The organism is Microbacterium sp. C448, assembly GCF_000582705.2.
GTDB lineage: Bacteria > Actinomycetota > Actinomycetes > Actinomycetales > Microbacteriaceae > Microbacterium > Microbacterium lacus_A.
On the sequence record NZ_HG779584.1, the window covers coordinates 1 to 15,080 of the forward strand.

Consider the following 15,080-nt stretch of genomic DNA (forward strand, 5'->3'; position numbering starts at 1 on the left):
GCGCGGAGCGATATGGCGCTGACCTCAGCCATCCGCTCTGTCGTGACCAACAGGGGACCGCTCGGGCTCGACGCCTCGAGCGCAATCTGTGCGGATATGAGGGCGGACGCGGCCTGGGCGCTGCCCTCCGTTGCGGCGGCGGTTGCTCGTATCGCGCTCGATGAACCGGCTTCGTACACGAGCAGGGGTGCACCCTCGGCGGACGAAGCGGCGGCGCGGGCCTCGGACCGCTCGGTTTCTGCAGAGCTGAGCAGGGTGGTCGCCGGAGAGCCCGTTGCCGAGGGCTGTTGTGCCAGCACGTTCACGGCATTCGCGTCGGCGCGGCCCTGCGCGGGCCAATACATGGCGGCCCGTGCCCCGGGTACGGCGCGAAGTTCGTCGAGGTCGGGCAACGGAACGGTGTCTGTGTCTGTGTCACCGCCCTCGTCGGTCTGGGCGTCCGCAGTTGCCGAGGGGTTCGGACTCGGGGTCGGCGTCGCATTCACGAAGTCATCCTCGGACATGGCGTAGTCCAGGCTCGTGGGCTCGAGCAGGGTGGTGAGTCCCGCATCGGCCTGGACCGAGACATCCGCGTCGCCGAACTGCAGGGCGAAGCGCTCATTCGGGAGGGCTGCGAGCCGATCCAGCCACGCGAGAGCGCTGGCGGGCGCAGAATCCCCCAGAACGCGGATCGATGCGAGCAAGGCGGGGTCGACAGCAAGGATCGCTGAGGTCCCGGCGACGCCGGCCAGGATGTCGGTGAGGCGACCATCTGTGCCCGTGAGTGTCGTGAGGTCTTCCGCGGAGAGCAGTCCGTCCGTCTGTGGGCCGGCCGTCACCGCCACGATCACGCCGATTGCGGCGGCCGTCGGGGTGTCGCCCTGCAGCACGATGGCACTTCGCGAGACGACGTCTCCACCGTAGGTAGCCGACAGCGCATATACACCGGGAGTTCGTCCTGCCAATGCCTCGACGGCAACCGTGGACACGACGATCTCGCTGTCGCCCGCGACGATCGCGGGCACGGCGGGGCGATCGATCACGGATGCCTCGGTCGCGAGTTCACCGTTGTCGATCCACTCGTCCAGCTCGGGGCTCGTGGTGAGCGGGCTGTCACTGAGCTCGACCGTGAGCGATGTCGGCGCGAGATCCGTCGAGGTCGGATTGGAAACCTCGATCGTGGACGTCAGCGCTGCGCCGGCCGCCACGACACCGTGGGCGAGCGGTGCGAGAACGAGGGTCGGCTCGGCCGGTGTGGGCGTCGGTGTCGGACTGGGCGATGCGACAGCTCCCGTGGCGCCGGCGAGAACGAGGGTGGTGGTGACCGCGAGGAGGGCGGCCGTGCCGCGTAGGCGCTCGACGACTCTGCGCCTGGCTGTGCTCATGGTTCCGGCGCCGAGACGGCTGTGGATCGTGTCTCGCCGCACGCCGAGCCCTCCGGGCGCGGAGCCGCGCCGCACGCCGGAGCCGAAGAAGAGGTGCTTCACGGTGTGTCCGGGGTTGTCATCGAGTGCGAGAGTTCGCACATTCGGCCCGATTCTACGGCGCACGCCTTCGCGTCACCGGTGCATCGCCGTGCGGCAGCGGGGTTCAGTGACCATCGGCGGCGTAGTTCTTCAAGAGGCACGGTTGAATGGGGGGATGATCCCCGAACCCGATCCGGCTCTGGCGCGCGCGCTCGCCGACGACCTGGCCGCGGCCGGCTACACCGGTGCGCGATTGCGTGCGCTCTGGGGTGTCGCGGCGGACGAAGCGATCGGGCGCGGCCGCGCGCTTCCGGCTCGACGAGAGGCAGCCGCGACGGACTCGGCGGTCGCCGTTCTTGCGCGGCTCTTCTTCCTGGGGAGCCCGGTCCGTGAATCCGAGGCGAGCGCGGCGCTGTCGAACGTCACTATCGGCGGTGCCGAGAGGCTCGGCCTCGTCCGAATGAGTTCGGGGTCGGTCACGCCGTCGGTGATGATACGGCCGCAGGCATACGTCGATGAGCACGGTGCGGGCGAATGGTGGATAGCGAGCGATATCGACGAGTCCGTGCGCCCGGGACCTCTCCCGGAGGACCACGTCCTCGGCGTGGGAGGGGCTTCCCTGACGCTCGCGGGGCTGCAGCTCCCGACATCCGCCGCTCGCGTGCTCGACCTAGGTTCCGGTTGCGGCATTCAGTCGTTGCGCGCGCGCCGCGACAGTCCCGATGTCACGGCAACGGACATCTCGGAGGCCGCCCTGCGGTTCACCCGCCTGAACGCACAGCTCAACGCCGTGGACGGTATCCGCACCCTGCGGGGCAGTCTCTTCGACCCGGTACAGGGTGAGGTCTTCGACCGAATCGTGTCGAATCCTCCTTTCGTGATCACGCCGCGGGGCGCAGACGTTCCCGCCTACGAGTACCGCGATGGTGGCCTGACGGGCGATGCGCTCGTCTGTCACATCGTCATGGGGGCCGGAGTCCACCTCGTACCCGGAGGTATCGCGCAGCTGCTCGGTAACTGGGAGTACGTCGACGGAGAGGACGGACTGCATCGCGTGCGCGACTGGATCGCGGCATCTCCTGTGCCCCTGGATGCCTGGGTGATTGAACGAGACCGGATGGATCCGATCGCGTACGCCGAGCTCTGGATCCGCGATGGCGGCACCGTCCCCGGCACGGACGAGTTCGAAACGATGCTCGCGGCGTGGTTGGACGACTTCGAGGCGCGTGGCGTGCGCGAGGTCGGCTTCGGATACATCCTGCTGCGCCGGAGGACCGAAGGTAGCCCTGCCCTCTTACGATTCGAACGGGTCGAGGGTGCGATTGGGCCGAATGCCGCTCTGGGAATGCATCTTGCCGAGAGCCTGCGCGCACACGACCGCCAGGCTCGGCTGAGCGATGCCGAGCTCGCGGAAGCGGTACTGCTGGTTGCCGGGGATGTCACCGAAGCGCGCCACTACCTGCCCGGGGCGGAGGATCCGAGCGTGATCGAGCTGCGTCAGGGCGGAGGCTTCGGCCGCACCCTCGCCGTCGACCCGGCTCTGGCCGCGCTCGTGGGTGCGAGCGATGGTGACCTGCCCGTGGGACGTTTGATCGCGGCGATCGCGGAGTTGCTCGAGGTGGACCCCGACGCACTCCTCTCGGATCTCCTCCCCCGTGTTCGAGGCCTGCTCGATGACGGGTTCTTGACCTTCGCGGGGGGCGAGGCATCGCCGTCCGCGTAGGTGTCCGACCCGCCTCGGTAGGCTGGTTGACATGGTGAGTATGGCCGAGGGCCTCGGCCGACTCGCGAGTCTTGCGGCGTCGCCCGTTGTGGCCGAGTTGTCCGTCGCATTCGAGCGCGCCGGGTTCGAGCTCGCGATCGTGGGCGGGCCGGTGCGCGATGCGTTGCTCGATCGACCCACGCACGACCTCGACTTCACGACGAATGCGCGACCGGATGACATCCTGCGCATCGTCAAGCCGATCAGCACGGCGCAGTGGGACATCGGCCGCGCGTTCGGCACGATCGGCGCCCGCGTGCGTGGCGAGCAGGTCGAGATCACCACGTACCGCGCCGACGAGTACGACGGAGAGACCCGCAAGCCGGTCGTCGAGTTCGGGGACAGACTCGAGGACGACCTGCTGCGCCGGGACTTTACGGTCAACGCGATGGCGCTGCGGGTTCCCGGCCCGCAGCTGGTCGATCCGACGTCGGGCGTCGAAGATCTTCTCGATCAGGTGCTGCGCACTCCCGTCGCCCCGGCCGTCAGCTTCGGCGACGATCCGCTCCGGATGCTTCGGGCGGCCCGGTTCGCGGCTCAATTGGGCTTCATCGTCGCCGACGACGCGATCGAGGCGATCACCGCGATGCGAGACACCCTCTCGATCGTCAGTCCGGAGCGTATTCAGGCCGAACTCGTGCGGATGCTGCAGACGAGGGATCCGGTGCGAGGCATCCGTCTTCTCGTCGAAACGGGACTCGCGGGCGTTTTCCTTCCCGAGCTGCCGGCGCTGCGGCTCGAGGTGGACGAACATCACCACCACAAGGACGTATACGAGCACTCGCTGACCGTGCTGAAGCAGGCGATCGACCTCGAGGGTGAGCGACACCCGGGTGCGGATCCGGATGTCGCGCTCCGCCTTGCCGCTCTGCTGCACGACATCGGAAAGCCCGCGACGCGCAAGCTCGAGTCGGGCGGCGGTGTGACGTTCCACCATCACGATGCGGTCGGGGCGCGTCTGGCACGCAAGCGGCTGCAAGCTCTGCGGTTCGATTCGGACACGGTCACCGCCGTCAGCCACTTGGTGGATCAGCATCTGCGCTTCTTCGGGTATTCGGGGGGCGCCTGGACCGACTCGGCCGTGCGGCGCTACGTTCGCGATGCCGGTGATCAGCTCGAGCGCCTGCACATCCTCACCCGCGCCGATGTCACGACGCGCAACAAGCGCAAGGCGACGCGGCTGCGCACGGCGTACGACGATCTGGAGCGGCGGATCGCTGTGCTCGAGGCCGAAGAAGAGTTGCAGTCGATCCGCCCCGAGCTCGACGGCAACCGCATTCAAGAGGTCCTTGGGATTTCTCCGGGACGCGAGGTGGGCGACGCGTACCGCTTCCTCCTCGACCTGCGCCTCGACGAGGGGATCCTCGGCGAGGCCGAGGCCGAGGCGCGACTGCGCGCGTGGTGGGCCGCTCGGTCCTGAGGCGTGCGTAGGGCTCGCTCGCCTATCGTCCTGTATCGATCCACCCGGTCGATCTCACTCGGTGAGCTGGACGGGAAGTGGGGCAGGTTACGTGCTGTGGGGCAGGTTCTGCCGTGCCCCACAGCACCGAACCTGCCCCACAGGGTGAGCGCTGCTCACTCAGCTCGAGGCGGATGCGGTGAGTTCCGCGATCTCGCGTCCGGACCGCACGGCGTGGGTCTCGGCCGTCTGCTTCAGATCGGCGGCAACCTCGGCGAACGCATCGAGGGCCGGGTTCACGCCCACGAGCGTGAAGGGACGCTCGACGACCCGAAGATCCAGGCCCCAGACATCCGCGAGGACACGACGCAGCCACGACGTGGAATGGTCCCAGCCCTCTTTCGGCGTGCCCGGTGCGTAGTTGCCGCCGAGGACCGTCACGAGGGTCGCGGGCTTGCCGTGCAGCGCGGTGCCCTGCGGGTCGATGCGGGGATCGGTGTACGCCAGGTCGAACCACGTCTTGAAGTGCTGCGACACCCCGTAGTTGTAGAGCGGGACGGCGAAGAGAAGTGCGTCGGCGTCGACGAGTTCGTCGGCGAGCTGGGTCGAGAGGGCGCGTGCTGCGCGCTGGCCGTCGGTGCGTTCTGCCTCGGGAGTGAAGTTCGAGGTGACGGCGTCTGCCCACGCGGTCGCCGGAATCGGCTCCACGGACAGGTCGCGACGGACGACGGTGGACGTCGGGTGCGTTGAGAGCCACTCTTTCTCCACGAGGTCGGCGAGTTCGCGGCTCGAAGAGGTGGTGGGGAGGATGCTGGCGTCGAGGCGGAACAGGGTGGTCATGTGATGTCCAATCTGGATTTCGAAGTTACTCGTAAAAACAGAGCGACTCCGGAGACTGTAGCACCCGTACGATGAATTCATGACGGATTCCGAACACGAGCTTCATGTCTGCGATGCAGCCGTGACCCTCGCGTTCTCGGTGCTGGGTAAGCGGTGGAACGGGATGATCGTTTCGGCCCTGGGAAGTGGCGCCTCGACATTCGGAGCCCTGCGGCGTGCGGTGCCGGGGATCAGCGACGCCGTTCTGTCGGAGCGTCTCGCGGGACTGGCTGAGGCGGGACTCGTCGTCCGCACGGTCACCCCCGGTCCACCCACAGCCGTTGCATACGCGTTGAGCGACAGCGGTGAACGGTTGTTGCCGATCCTCGATCAGCTGGGTCGATGGGCTTCGGGCAACCTCGCGGAGCAGCCGACGGCCTAGGCACGCCCCGACGTGCGCGGTAGCCTGTGCGGACCGTCAACGCAGATGGGGTCCGCATGTCGTCGCCGTGGTCGTCTCGGCGCGAGGTCTCGCCCGAGACGTCGCGCCTGCTGATCGAGCGTGCTCACGACGAGTTGGTGCACGGGAACTCCGCCGACCAGCGCTTGCTCGACGTTCGCCCTCTCGTGCGCGAGTCCTGGCGGCGCTCTCTCGCCGGCCTCGTGGGGGCCGAAGCGCTCCCTTCGGTCGCGCTCTCACCGACCGAGCTCGAGGAGTACCGCCGGACGCATCCACTCGCGGACGTGCTCGAGATGATCCGCGCGCTCCTGTTGCCCGGCGATGCAGCCGAATCGGGAGTTGCCGTTGCCGTGGGTGATGCCGCCGGGCGTCTGTTGTGGGTCGAGGGTGATCGCAACGTGCGCGCGTTGACGGGAGAGATGGGATTCGTCGCGGGTACGAACTGGTCCGAGTCGGCGGTCGGCACCGCCGCGCCGGGGACGGCCCTGGCACTGGATCGATCCGTCCAGATCCGCGGCGCCGAGCACTACAACCGCCTCGTTCAGCCGTGGAGTTGCACGGCGGCGCCCGTGCACGATCCCGAAACCCGGCGCATCCTGGGCGTCATCGATGTCACGGGCGGCTCGAGTGCGGTGACTCCGCAGGCACAGCTTCTGGTCGATGCGACGGCGCGCGCGGTCGAGGGTGAGCTGCTCGTTGCACGGCTGCGTGCTCGGGCGGCCACTCCCCCGCGCGTTGCCGAATCGCGTCGGCCGCGACGCCGCGCTCCGCGCCCCGAGGTCGCGCGCTCGACGCTGCGGGTACTCGGACGGGACCGGGCGTTGCTCGAGATCGCGGGCGAAGGATCGGATCGCATGACGGAGCTCAGCGCTCGGCACGCCGAAATCTTGTTGATGCTCGCGACGCATCGGCAGGGCCTGTCGGCAGACGGCCTCGCCGAGCTGGTCTACGGCGAAAGCGCGTCGGCCGAGACTCTGCGCCCAGAGTTGGTGCGCCTGCGGAAGGCGCTGGAGCGCACGGCTCCCCACCTGGTCCCGGCATCCCGGCCCTACCGGCTCGGACCCGAGCTCGAGACGGATGCCCAACACGTGCTGTCGCTGCTCGACCGCGGCGCGCATCGGGTCGCGCTCGCCGCGTATCGGGGCGCGGTGCTGCCCGACTCCGTCGCGCCCGGGGTGGAGAGGGTGCGGGAGAGCGTTCGCCAGGCGCTGCGCGAGGCCTTGATCGCCGAGGCATCCGTCGACGTTCTGCTGGCCTATGCCGATACCGAGGACGCTACCGAAGACGTCGAGGTGCTGCGGCTGTGCCTGAGTCTGCTGCCGGCGCGCTCCCCCCGGCGGGCGGGGCTCGTCGCGCGGATCGCGCGGCTCGAGGACTGACGCGGGGCGTCGTTTCGTCTCGCCTGCGGCTCGCTCAACGACCGGGCGTGGGGGTCGCTCGCTGAGCGACGAGCGCGGCGAGGAGACGAAACGCAGGGGCGCAACGGGATGCAACGTTGCGCGGCCTACCGTCGACGCAGATCGCGGCAGCGCATGCCGTTCACTCATGACACGTCGAAGGAGACAGACATGACCATCGTCGAAGAGCGCGTCTCGAGCGTCTACGCAGCCCCCGGTCAGCGCGGGGCGCTCGCCGAATATCGCAGCCGCTATGGCCACTACATCGGGGGCGAGTTCGTCGAGCCCGTGAAAGGCCAGTACTTCGAGAACCTGAGCCCGGTCAACGGCAAGCCGTTCTGCGAGGTCGGCCGCGGCACGGTCGAAGACATCGATCGCGCGGTGGATGTCGCGTGGCAGGCGTTCGAGTCCTGGAAGAAGACGACGCCCGCCGAGCGCGCGAACATCCTCAACAAGATCGCGGATCGCATCGAGCAGAACCTCGAGATGATCGCCGTCGCCGAGACCTGGGATAACGGCAAGCCCGTGCGTGAAACCTTGGCCGCCGACATCCCTTTGGTCGTCGACCACTTCCGCTACTTCGCCGGCGTGCTTCGGGCCCAGGAGGGCTCGCTCAGCCAGATCGACGAAGACACCGTTGCTTACCACTTCAACGAACCGCTCGGTGTGGTCGCGCAGATCATTCCGTGGAACTTCCCGATCCTGATGGCGACGTGGAAGCTCGCCCCCGCGCTCGCGGCCGGCAACTGCGTCGTGCTGAAGCCCGCGGAGCAGACCCCGGCGTCGATCCTGTTCCTGTTCGACATCATCGGAGACCTGCTTCCCGCCGGTGTCGTCAACATCGTCAACGGGTTCGGCATCGAGGCCGGCGCTCCGCTCGCTCAGCACAAGCGCATCCGCAAGGTCGCGTTCACGGGCGAGACCACGACCGGGCGCCTGATCATGCAGTACGCGTCGCAGAACCTGATCCCGGTGACCCTCGAGCTCGGGGGCAAGAGCGCAAACGTATTCTTCGAAGACGTCGCCCGCCAGAAGGACGACTATTACGACAAGGCACTCGAGGGCTTCACCTTCTTCGCCCTGAACGGCGGCGAGGTCTGCACGTGTCCCTCCCGCGCGTTGATCCAGCGGTCGATCTACGACGGGTTCCTGAGCGACGGCCTCGAGCGCGTCGGCAAGATCGTGCAGGGCAACCCGCTCGACCCGGCGACGATGCTCGGGGCCCAGGCATCCAATGACCAGCTTGAGAAGATCCTGAGCTACATCGACATCGGCAAGGCCGGTGGCGCAAAGCTGCTCACGGGTGGCGAGCGCGTCGACCTCGGCGGTGACCTGTCGGACGGCTTCTACGTGCAGCCGACGGTGTTCGAGGGCACGAACGACATGCGGATCTTCCAGGAAGAGATCTTCGGACCGGTCGTCTCGGTCACGTCGTTCGACGACTTCGACGGCGCAATCGACATCGCCAACGACACCCTCTACGGTCTGGGCGCCGGGGTGTGGAGCCGCTCGGGTGACATCGCGTACCGGGCGGGCCGGGCGATCGAGGCTGGTCGCGTCTGGACTAACACGTACCACCAGTACCCCGCGCACGCGGCGTTCGGCGGGTACAAGCAATCCGGCATCGGCCGCGAGAACCACCTGAAGATGCTCGACCACTACCAGCAGACGAAGAACCTGCTGGTGTCGTACGCCGAAGGCCCGATGGGCTTCTTCTAAGTCACCTCCTCCCTTCTGTGTCCCACTTTCACTCGCTATGGACGCTTCATTCCGAGTGGAAGTGGGACACGATACGAAGGATGTGGGACATGGCGCCGGTGACAGGGTGAAGGGAGCGAGGGCGTGAGTACCGAGACGAACGAACGCGTGGCGGTGACGGATGCCGCGGCCACCATGGTGCGGCAGTTGACCCTGCAGCATGGGCCGCTGATGTTCCATCAGTCCGGCGGATGCTGCGACGGTAGCGCACCCATGTGCTACCCCGTCGGCATGTTCATCACCGGGCCCTCAGACGTGCTGCTCGGCGCGATCGACGTCGGGCTTGATGACCCCGTCGAGATCTACATGTCGGAGTCGCAGTTCGAGTACTGGAAGTACACGCACCTCACGATCGACATCGTGCCCGGCCGGGGCGCCGGGTTCAGCGTCGAAGGTCCGACCGGGATGCGGTTCCTGATCCGGTCGCGGATGCTCACCGAGCCGGAGCTGCAATACTTCGATCTGCGCTAGACACGCCGCGCTCGAAGCATCCGGAGTCGGCGTATTCCGGGACAGAGCAGGAGTGCAGCGATGAGCGAGAGTGGGAACCCCGACCAGCGCCCCGAGACTGCGCGACGGTTCGACCTCGCGCCGCACCCGGAGGGCGGATGGTTCCGGCGCACGTGGGCGTCCGGTGTGGCGGTCGAGACCCCGGGCGGCGAGCGACCGGCGGCGACCTGCATCCACTACCTGCTGACGCCCGGCGAAGAAAGCGCCTGGCACGTCGTCGCGAGCGACGAGATCTGGCTCTGGCACGGGCCGGGCACGCTCGAACTGCGGCTCGGCGGCGCGGGTGATGGGCCGGGCGAGGGCGAGTCCATCGTGTTGGGACCCGACCACGCTGGCGGACACGTCGCACAGGGCATCGTTCCCGCTGGCGTCTGGCAGACGTCACGCCTCGCCGGCGATGCGGAGGTGCTGGTGACCTGCATCGTCTCGCCGGGTTTCAGCTTCGACGACTGGCGGCTCGCCGAGTAACTCTCGAGGTTCGACCGTCGGTCAGAAGAAGATCGTGACCACCCAGACCGCCACGAACACGACGACCGCGATGATGCCGAGCACCGAAACCCTTCGCTTCAAGCGTCGGCCCTCGGGTGCGACACCGGGAGGTGGCCGGAGGTCCGGCGCTGCGGCGAACGGATCGGCAACGCCGCCCGCAACGAACCCCGCTCCAACGGCACCGGCCGCGCGGGCCGAGGCATCCGCTGCCAGTCGATCGTCGCGCCACCGCGACCATTGCGCGAACTTCTCCAAGAGCGCACCGACCGTCGCGAACAACCACGCCCACGTCGCGGGGTCGAGGGTCGACAGGTCGCGCTTTGCGTAGAGGAACAGCCAGTCGTCGACGATCTCGACATCGAGCTCGGCGGCGTTGTCGATGAACCGCGCCATGATGTCTGGCGTGAACAGGTAAAGCGCGTCGCGCTCGTAACCGCGCGGGCAGAAGAGCGAGAAGTACTTGTCGAAGTCGCCCTCGAGACTCAGGCGCTGGTCTCGATCGAACGATGTCGGCAGGTTCGATCCGAAGAGGCCGTTGTTGCCGACGGCGTCGAGCAGGATATGCGGCAGCGGCACATCGAGCTTTATCGCGACGTACCCCCACTTGTGCGTCGACTGGTTCTTCCCCGACCCGGTCACGTAGCGATAGTTCGCGAACTCCACGAAGCGCGGTTGCTCGCCGCGAACGAGGTCACGCGCCGATCGCGAGTGCCCCTGGCTGAAGATCATGCCGGGGAGTCCGGGGCTCGCCAGAGCCGGGACGTACGACATCGCGTTCGCTTCAGCGAAGCGAGCCAGTCGGTACCAGCGCTCGCGACCGCCGGAGAAGGAGCGGACGACGAGCCAGACGATCGCTCCGATCGCGGCAAACACCAGCAGAACAGGGAGGACGAACAGCCACCCGACCGAACCGCTGGTCACCATCGCGCCGGCGATGGTGCCGAAGATGCTCAGGAACACCAGGGCGAAAACCCCGCCCACCACGATCAGCAGAACGAGCTGCACCCCCTGGGTCCCCGAAAATGGTGACCCCAAACGGCCCTCGGCACGTAGGCGTGTCGTGAAAGCGCGGATGTCAGCGGCGCGGGCAGGCTCGATCAGCGGACGCGCGTCGAAGGGAACGGATGTCGCGGGACCGGCACCACTCACCGGTTCACCTCGTTGCCGTTCCACGAATCGCCGTCCCACGTGAGGTCGGCACCCTCGCGAAGGGGAAGTGCCTCGAGACCGGGCGAAGCGAAGATCGCCGCGATCAGCTCGGCGGACCCCGCGATGACGGTGGAGTCGAAGTCGATCTCGCTGACGACGGCCCAGGAGCGGTCGGCGGGCCACAGGACGTTCGGCGACTGCGCCCAGGCATGCGCCTCGTCGGGACCTACCCAGGGCGCGAGGTCGGGCCATGAAGCATCCGTGAACGCCGTCACCCCCGCGGCGAACAGCACGTAGGCGCGCTGCGGCAGCTCGAGACGCGGGCCGCGGGAGATTTCATCCGAGAGGATGCCCGGCTGCCACGTGGGTTTGCGGAACACGTTGTTGAAGGGGTCGCGCGTGCTCGCCTCGAGCATGGCCCGATGCCTGTCCTGCAGCGATGCGGCGTCGTCCACGGTCGGATCCGCCGAAAAAGTCAGGACCGCGCGCGACGGCGTCTCGCCCATGAATCCGACGAGACCGCCGTAGCCCTCCCACACGCCGGCATAGCCGTGGTGGGGGGTTGTGGTCGCCGCGGCGAGCAGCCGCGCGAGCGTGGCCAGCTGTGCGACGTCCATCCGTCCATCGCCCGGGGCGTCGTACTGCCAACCCTCGGGACCGCGAACCTGCTGCCACCCCTGCTCGAGGTCGTGCGCGCCGACGATGCGGTTCCACTGCGCCTCGGGATGCATCTGGGTTCCGAACGTCGCCGCGGTCTGCGCCCAAGTGACGTTCTCGGTGTCGATCTGGGGTTGCGAGCGGCCGAATGCCGCCCACGCTCGGGCGTGATCGTCGTAGGGAAGGGGCGGCCACGGCTGCCCGACCGGCCGGGAGCGGGAGGCGGGATGGAAGATCCGTGCGTACGCCGGGAAGCCACGAGGTACGACGGTGTGCATGCTCGAGGCACCCGTCCACGTCGCGTCGAGCCGGTCGCGCAGCCAGTCGCCCGGCGAAGTGTCCGCTATCCAGTCCATAGGGCCACGCTACCCACGTCGCCGGACAACACTCCGGAGAGATGTGTGTGGCGGGTGCTCTCCGGACGGCGGAACCGGCGATTCGGCTCAATGTTCCGGAATGTTGTCCGGATGGCCGAGCCATCGGTCTCGCGCATGGGCCCCGACCGACCACAATTGGGCCCGACGCCACGCATCCGCTAGACTACGAAGGTTGTCCGGCCGCGGCCCGTCCGCGAAACCGTGACGACATGCACACACCCTCCTGCTGTCGAGAGATGCTCGGCAGCCGTTCTAGTCCGAAGGAGGTGGGTTAGTGACGCACCAGTACGAACTCATGGTCATCCTCGATCCCGAGATCGACGAGCGCACGGTCGCCCCGAGCCTCGACAAGTTCCTGAAGGTCATCACAAACGATGGTGGCTCGATCGACAACGTCGACATCTGGGGTCGCCGCCGTCTCGCTTATGAGATCCAGAAGAAGAACGAAGGCATCTACGCCGTCGTCAACTTCACGGCCACCAGCGCCGCAACTCAGGAGCTCGACCGTCAGCTGAAGCTGTCCGAAGCCGTCATGCGCACCAAGGTGCTGCGTGCGGAAGAGGGCTTTGCTCAGGTCGAGGCCGAGAAGAAGCGCGCTGAAGAGAAGGCCGCCCGCAAGGCTGCCGCACCCGCCAAGGCCAAGAAGGACGCGTAACCGCGATGGCCGGCGAGACGATCATCACCGTCGTGGGTAACCTCACGGCCGATCCCGAGCTGCGTTACACGCAGAGCGGGCTCCCCGTCGCGAACTTCACGATCGCGTCGACGCCGCGCAACTTCGACCGTGCCTCCAACGAGTGGAAGGACGGCGAAGCGCTGTTCCTTCGCGCGTCGGTCTGGCGCGAGTTCGCCGAGCACGTCGCGGGTTCGCTGACGAAGGGTATGCGGGTCATGGCGACCGGCCGCCTGAAGCAGCGTTCGTACGAGACGCGCGAGGGCGAGAAGCGCACCTCGATCGAACTCGAGGTCGACGAGATCGGCCCCTCGCTGCGTTACGCGACCGCTCAGGTCACGCGTGCCGCAAGCGGTGGCGGCGGAGGCGGTCAGGGTCGTCAGCAGGTTGCTGAGGAGCCCTGGGCGACGCCTTCCGCCTCTTCGTCTGCTGGCACCGGCAACGCCGGTGGAGAAGCCTGGAGCGCCCCCGGCGCTTACGGCGACGACACCCCCTTCTAAGCATTTCGGATGCCTGTGGCCCAGGCATCCCACCACAACCAAGGAAGACCACTTATGGCTGGAAAGTCGAGCGGCGACCGCCGCAAGCCTCGTAAGGGCGGGAAAGTTGTTGCTCCCGCCAAGGCGATTCGCGTTGGCATCATTGACTACAAGGATGTCCCCACGCTTCGCAAGTTCATCTCGGAGCGCGGCAAGATCCGCGCCCGTCGTATCACCGGTGTTTCGGTGCAGGAGCAGCGTCTGATCGCCACCGCGATCAAGAACGCGCGCGAAATGGCGCTCCTGCCCTACGCTGGCGCGGGTCGGTAGGGAGCACCATGTCGAAGCTGATTCTCACGAACGAGGTCGCCGGGCTCGGTAGCGCCGGTGACATCGTTGACGTCAAGGCCGGGTACGCCCGGAACTTCCTCATCCCCCAGGGATTCGCCGTGGCCTGGAGCCGCGGTGGCGAAAAGCAGGTCGCGTCCATCCGGGCCGCCCGCGAGTCGCGCGCGATCCACGACCACGAGTCCGCTGTCGCCCTGAAGGACGCCCTCGAGGGCGCCAAGGTGCGCCTGGCCGTCAAGGCGGGTGCCGAAGGGCGCCTGTTCGGTTCGGTCAAGACCGGTGACATCGCGGACGCCGTCAAGGCCGCCGGACTCGGTGACCTCGACAAGCGCAAGATCCAGATCACCTCGGCGATCAAGTCGGTGGGTGAGCACGAGGCGACCGTTCGCCTGCGTGACGACCTCACCGCCGTGATCACCCTCCAGGTGGTTGCTGCCAAGTAGTACCGCAACGCGCGGGAACGGATGCCGCGGAACCAGCCCTCTCGGGTCGGTTCCGCGGCATCCGTCTTTTGTGTGGGCGCGTACCCCCCGGTCACACGCCCACACGGTCAGACCCGCGCGGTGCGACGGCGGAGCGCCGCAGTACCCGCGAGCGCCGCGCCCGTGATGAGCGCGAGCAGGGCGATCCACAGACCGCTTGTCGTGGAACCCGTCAGAGCCAGCGCCGAGACCGACAGGGCCGCGGGGGCCGCACCGATGCTCGCGGTGAAGCCGACCGTGGTGACGCCCGTACTGGACGTTCCATCGCCGGGCTCTTCCGTACCCGGGGTGCCGGGATCGGTCGGATCGGTCGGGTCCGTGGGGTCGGTCGGGTCCGTCGGAACGACCGGACCGGTCGGGCCCGTGGTGGTGCTGTCGCCCACGACCGAGATCGCGTTACCGCCGAGCGTCAGAGGCAGGTCGATCGGAGCGACGATCTGGCTGCCGCCGAGGATTCCCTCGGTGCCGCCCGTCGTCGGGCCGTCGGTTCCTCCCGCCGCCGGGGTGGCGACCATGGATCCGGTCGACTCGCTGTCACCGATGACGGAGATGGCGTTGCCGCCCGCGGTGACGGGTGCGCCGCTGGGCGCGATCACCTGGGTGCCGCCGGCGATGCCGTCGTCGCCCGTGGTGCTTGCGTCGGTTCCGGTTCCGCCGCTCGAGGTACTGTTCGTGGTTCCGGCGTCGGTCGACTGGCTGTCGCCGATGACGGAGATGGCGTTGCCGCCCGCGGTGACGGGTGCGCCGCTGGGCGCGATCACCTGGGTGCCGCCGGCGATGCCGTCGTCGCCCGTGGTGCTTGCGTCCGTTCCGGTTCCGGTGCTCGAGTTACCGTTCGTGGTGCCGGCGTCGGTCGACTGGCTGTCGCCGAGGACC

The 15,080-nt window shown here is 67.8% G+C and carries 15 protein-coding genes and 1 pseudogene; 11 read left to right on the forward strand and 5 right to left on the reverse strand.

The genetic code is table 11. The features are described 5' to 3' along the window. Window positions 1-1,505, reverse strand: a pseudogene (locus MIC448_RS00260) (hypothetical protein); the annotation flags it as partial. Between the two features lie 115 nt (window positions 1,506-1,620). Between MIC448_RS00260 and MIC448_RS00265 the strand changes: the two are divergent. Together MIC448_RS00265 and MIC448_RS00270 are read left to right on the forward strand one after the other, a co-directional pair. Beyond that, a complete protein-coding gene (locus MIC448_RS00265; RefSeq protein ID WP_036294231.1) occupies window positions 1,621-3,168 on the forward strand; it encodes a class I SAM-dependent methyltransferase in 1,548 nt (515 codons plus the stop codon). A 31-nt stretch (window positions 3,169-3,199) separates the two neighbouring features. Continuing rightward, window positions 3,200-4,627 carry a CCA tRNA nucleotidyltransferase gene (locus tag MIC448_RS00270; RefSeq protein WP_036294234.1) on the forward strand — a complete coding sequence of 476 codons (1,428 nt, stop codon included), beginning with the start codon at window positions 3,200-3,202 and terminating at the stop codon, window positions 4,625-4,627. A 159-nt stretch (window positions 4,628-4,786) separates the two neighbouring features. Here MIC448_RS00270 and MIC448_RS00275 read toward each other — a convergent pair whose 3' ends face one another. After that, window positions 4,787-5,446 (reverse strand): FMN-dependent NADH-azoreductase, encoded by a 660-nt coding sequence (locus tag MIC448_RS00275; protein WP_036294237.1) that lies wholly within the window; start codon window positions 5,444-5,446, stop codon window positions 4,787-4,789. Window positions 5,447-5,525: 79 nt separating this feature from the next. Between MIC448_RS00275 and MIC448_RS00280 the strand changes: the two genes are divergently transcribed. The 5 genes from MIC448_RS00280 (at window position 5,526) to MIC448_RS00300 (ending at window position 10,018) form a co-directional block, all read left to right on the forward strand. Continuing rightward, window positions 5,526-5,867 carry a helix-turn-helix domain-containing protein gene (locus MIC448_RS00280; protein WP_036294240.1) on the forward strand — a complete coding sequence of 114 codons (342 nt, stop codon included), beginning with the start codon at window positions 5,526-5,528 and terminating at the stop codon, window positions 5,865-5,867. A gap of 56 nt (window positions 5,868-5,923) precedes the next feature. Further along, on the forward strand, window positions 5,924-7,264 hold the full coding sequence (locus MIC448_RS00285; protein WP_036294276.1) for a GAF domain-containing protein: 1,341 nt from the start codon (window positions 5,924-5,926) through the stop codon (window positions 7,262-7,264). Window positions 7,265-7,453: 189 nt separating this feature from the next. After that, a complete protein-coding gene (locus MIC448_RS00290) occupies window positions 7,454-9,001 on the forward strand; it encodes an aldehyde dehydrogenase family protein (protein ID WP_036294279.1) in 1,548 nt (515 codons plus the stop codon). A 174-nt stretch (window positions 9,002-9,175) separates the two neighbouring features. After that, window positions 9,176-9,511 (forward strand): DUF779 domain-containing protein, encoded by a 336-nt coding sequence (locus MIC448_RS00295; RefSeq protein ID WP_100814762.1) that lies wholly within the window; start codon window positions 9,176-9,178, stop codon window positions 9,509-9,511. A 60-nt stretch (window positions 9,512-9,571) separates the two neighbouring features. Further along, the gene (locus tag MIC448_RS00300) at window positions 9,572-10,018 is read left to right on the forward strand and encodes a cupin domain-containing protein (protein ID WP_036294246.1); all 447 of its coding nucleotides are present in this window, start codon (window positions 9,572-9,574) and stop codon (window positions 10,016-10,018) included. 21 nt (window positions 10,019-10,039) lie between these two features. Here the strand turns inward: MIC448_RS00300 and MIC448_RS00305 are convergent, their stop codons facing one another. Together MIC448_RS00305 and MIC448_RS00310 are read right to left on the reverse strand one after the other, a co-directional pair. Then, window positions 10,040-11,188: a hypothetical protein gene (locus tag MIC448_RS00305; protein ID WP_036294249.1), complete on the reverse strand. Its 1,149-nt coding sequence runs from the start codon at window positions 11,186-11,188 to the stop codon at window positions 10,040-10,042. Continuing rightward, window positions 11,185-12,201 carry a hypothetical protein gene (locus MIC448_RS00310; RefSeq protein ID WP_036294253.1) on the reverse strand — a complete coding sequence of 339 codons (1,017 nt, stop codon included), beginning with the start codon at window positions 12,199-12,201 and terminating at the stop codon, window positions 11,185-11,187. The genes MIC448_RS00305 and MIC448_RS00310 overlap by 4 nt, the downstream gene beginning before the upstream one ends. A gap of 295 nt (window positions 12,202-12,496) precedes the next feature. Between MIC448_RS00310 and rpsF the strand changes: the two genes are divergently transcribed. The 4 genes from rpsF to rplI are packed head-to-tail and all read left to right on the forward strand — an operon-like array spanning window position 12,497 to window position 14,165. After that, complete coding sequence (gene rpsF / locus MIC448_RS00315; RefSeq protein WP_036294257.1) at window positions 12,497-12,877, forward strand: 30S ribosomal protein S6; 381 nt, start codon at window positions 12,497-12,499, stop codon at window positions 12,875-12,877. A 5-nt stretch (window positions 12,878-12,882) separates the two neighbouring features. Next, window positions 12,883-13,395, forward strand: coding sequence for a single-stranded DNA-binding protein (locus MIC448_RS00320; RefSeq protein ID WP_036294260.1), 513 nt, complete (start codon window positions 12,883-12,885; stop codon window positions 13,393-13,395). A gap of 54 nt (window positions 13,396-13,449) precedes the next feature. After that, window positions 13,450-13,704: a 30S ribosomal protein S18 gene (rpsR, locus tag MIC448_RS00325; protein WP_036294263.1), complete on the forward strand. Its 255-nt coding sequence runs from the start codon at window positions 13,450-13,452 to the stop codon at window positions 13,702-13,704. 8 nt (window positions 13,705-13,712) lie between these two features. Then, complete coding sequence (gene rplI / locus MIC448_RS00330; protein WP_036294267.1) at window positions 13,713-14,165, forward strand: 50S ribosomal protein L9; 453 nt, start codon at window positions 13,713-13,715, stop codon at window positions 14,163-14,165. A gap of 107 nt (window positions 14,166-14,272) precedes the next feature. Here the strand turns inward: rplI and MIC448_RS00335 are convergent. Then, window positions 14,273-15,080 (reverse strand): hypothetical protein (locus MIC448_RS00335; RefSeq protein WP_036294270.1); only part of this gene is annotated, 808 nt, incomplete at its 5' end.

What these genes read in the sequence shown, in the direction of transcription:
- MIC448_RS00265 (WP_036294231.1), top strand. Translation starts at nt 1,621, where the DNA reads ATGATCCCCGAACCCGATCCGGCTCTGGCGCGCGCGCTCGCCGACGAC.
- MIC448_RS00270 (WP_036294234.1), top strand. Translation starts at nt 3,200, where the DNA reads ATGGTGAGTATGGCCGAGGGCCTCGGCCGACTCGCGAGTCTTGCGGCG.
- MIC448_RS00275 (WP_036294237.1), bottom strand. Translation starts at nt 5,446, where the DNA reads ATGACCACCCTGTTCCGCCTCGACGCCAGCATCCTCCCCACCACCTCT.
- MIC448_RS00280 (WP_036294240.1), top strand. Translation starts at nt 5,526, where the DNA reads ATGACGGATTCCGAACACGAGCTTCATGTCTGCGATGCAGCCGTGACC.
- MIC448_RS00285 (WP_036294276.1), top strand. Translation starts at nt 5,924, where the DNA reads ATGTCGTCGCCGTGGTCGTCTCGGCGCGAGGTCTCGCCCGAGACGTCG.
- MIC448_RS00290 (WP_036294279.1), top strand. Translation starts at nt 7,454, where the DNA reads ATGACCATCGTCGAAGAGCGCGTCTCGAGCGTCTACGCAGCCCCCGGT.
- MIC448_RS00295 (WP_100814762.1), top strand. Translation starts at nt 9,176, where the DNA reads ATGGTGCGGCAGTTGACCCTGCAGCATGGGCCGCTGATGTTCCATCAG.
- MIC448_RS00300 (WP_036294246.1), top strand. Translation starts at nt 9,572, where the DNA reads ATGAGCGAGAGTGGGAACCCCGACCAGCGCCCCGAGACTGCGCGACGG.
- MIC448_RS00310 (WP_036294253.1), bottom strand. Translation starts at nt 12,201, where the DNA reads ATGGACTGGATAGCGGACACTTCGCCGGGCGACTGGCTGCGCGACCGG.
- MIC448_RS00320 (WP_036294260.1), top strand. Translation starts at nt 12,883, where the DNA reads ATGGCCGGCGAGACGATCATCACCGTCGTGGGTAACCTCACGGCCGAT.
- rpsR (WP_036294263.1), top strand. Translation starts at nt 13,450, where the DNA reads ATGGCTGGAAAGTCGAGCGGCGACCGCCGCAAGCCTCGTAAGGGCGGG.
- rplI (WP_036294267.1), top strand. Translation starts at nt 13,713, where the DNA reads ATGTCGAAGCTGATTCTCACGAACGAGGTCGCCGGGCTCGGTAGCGCC.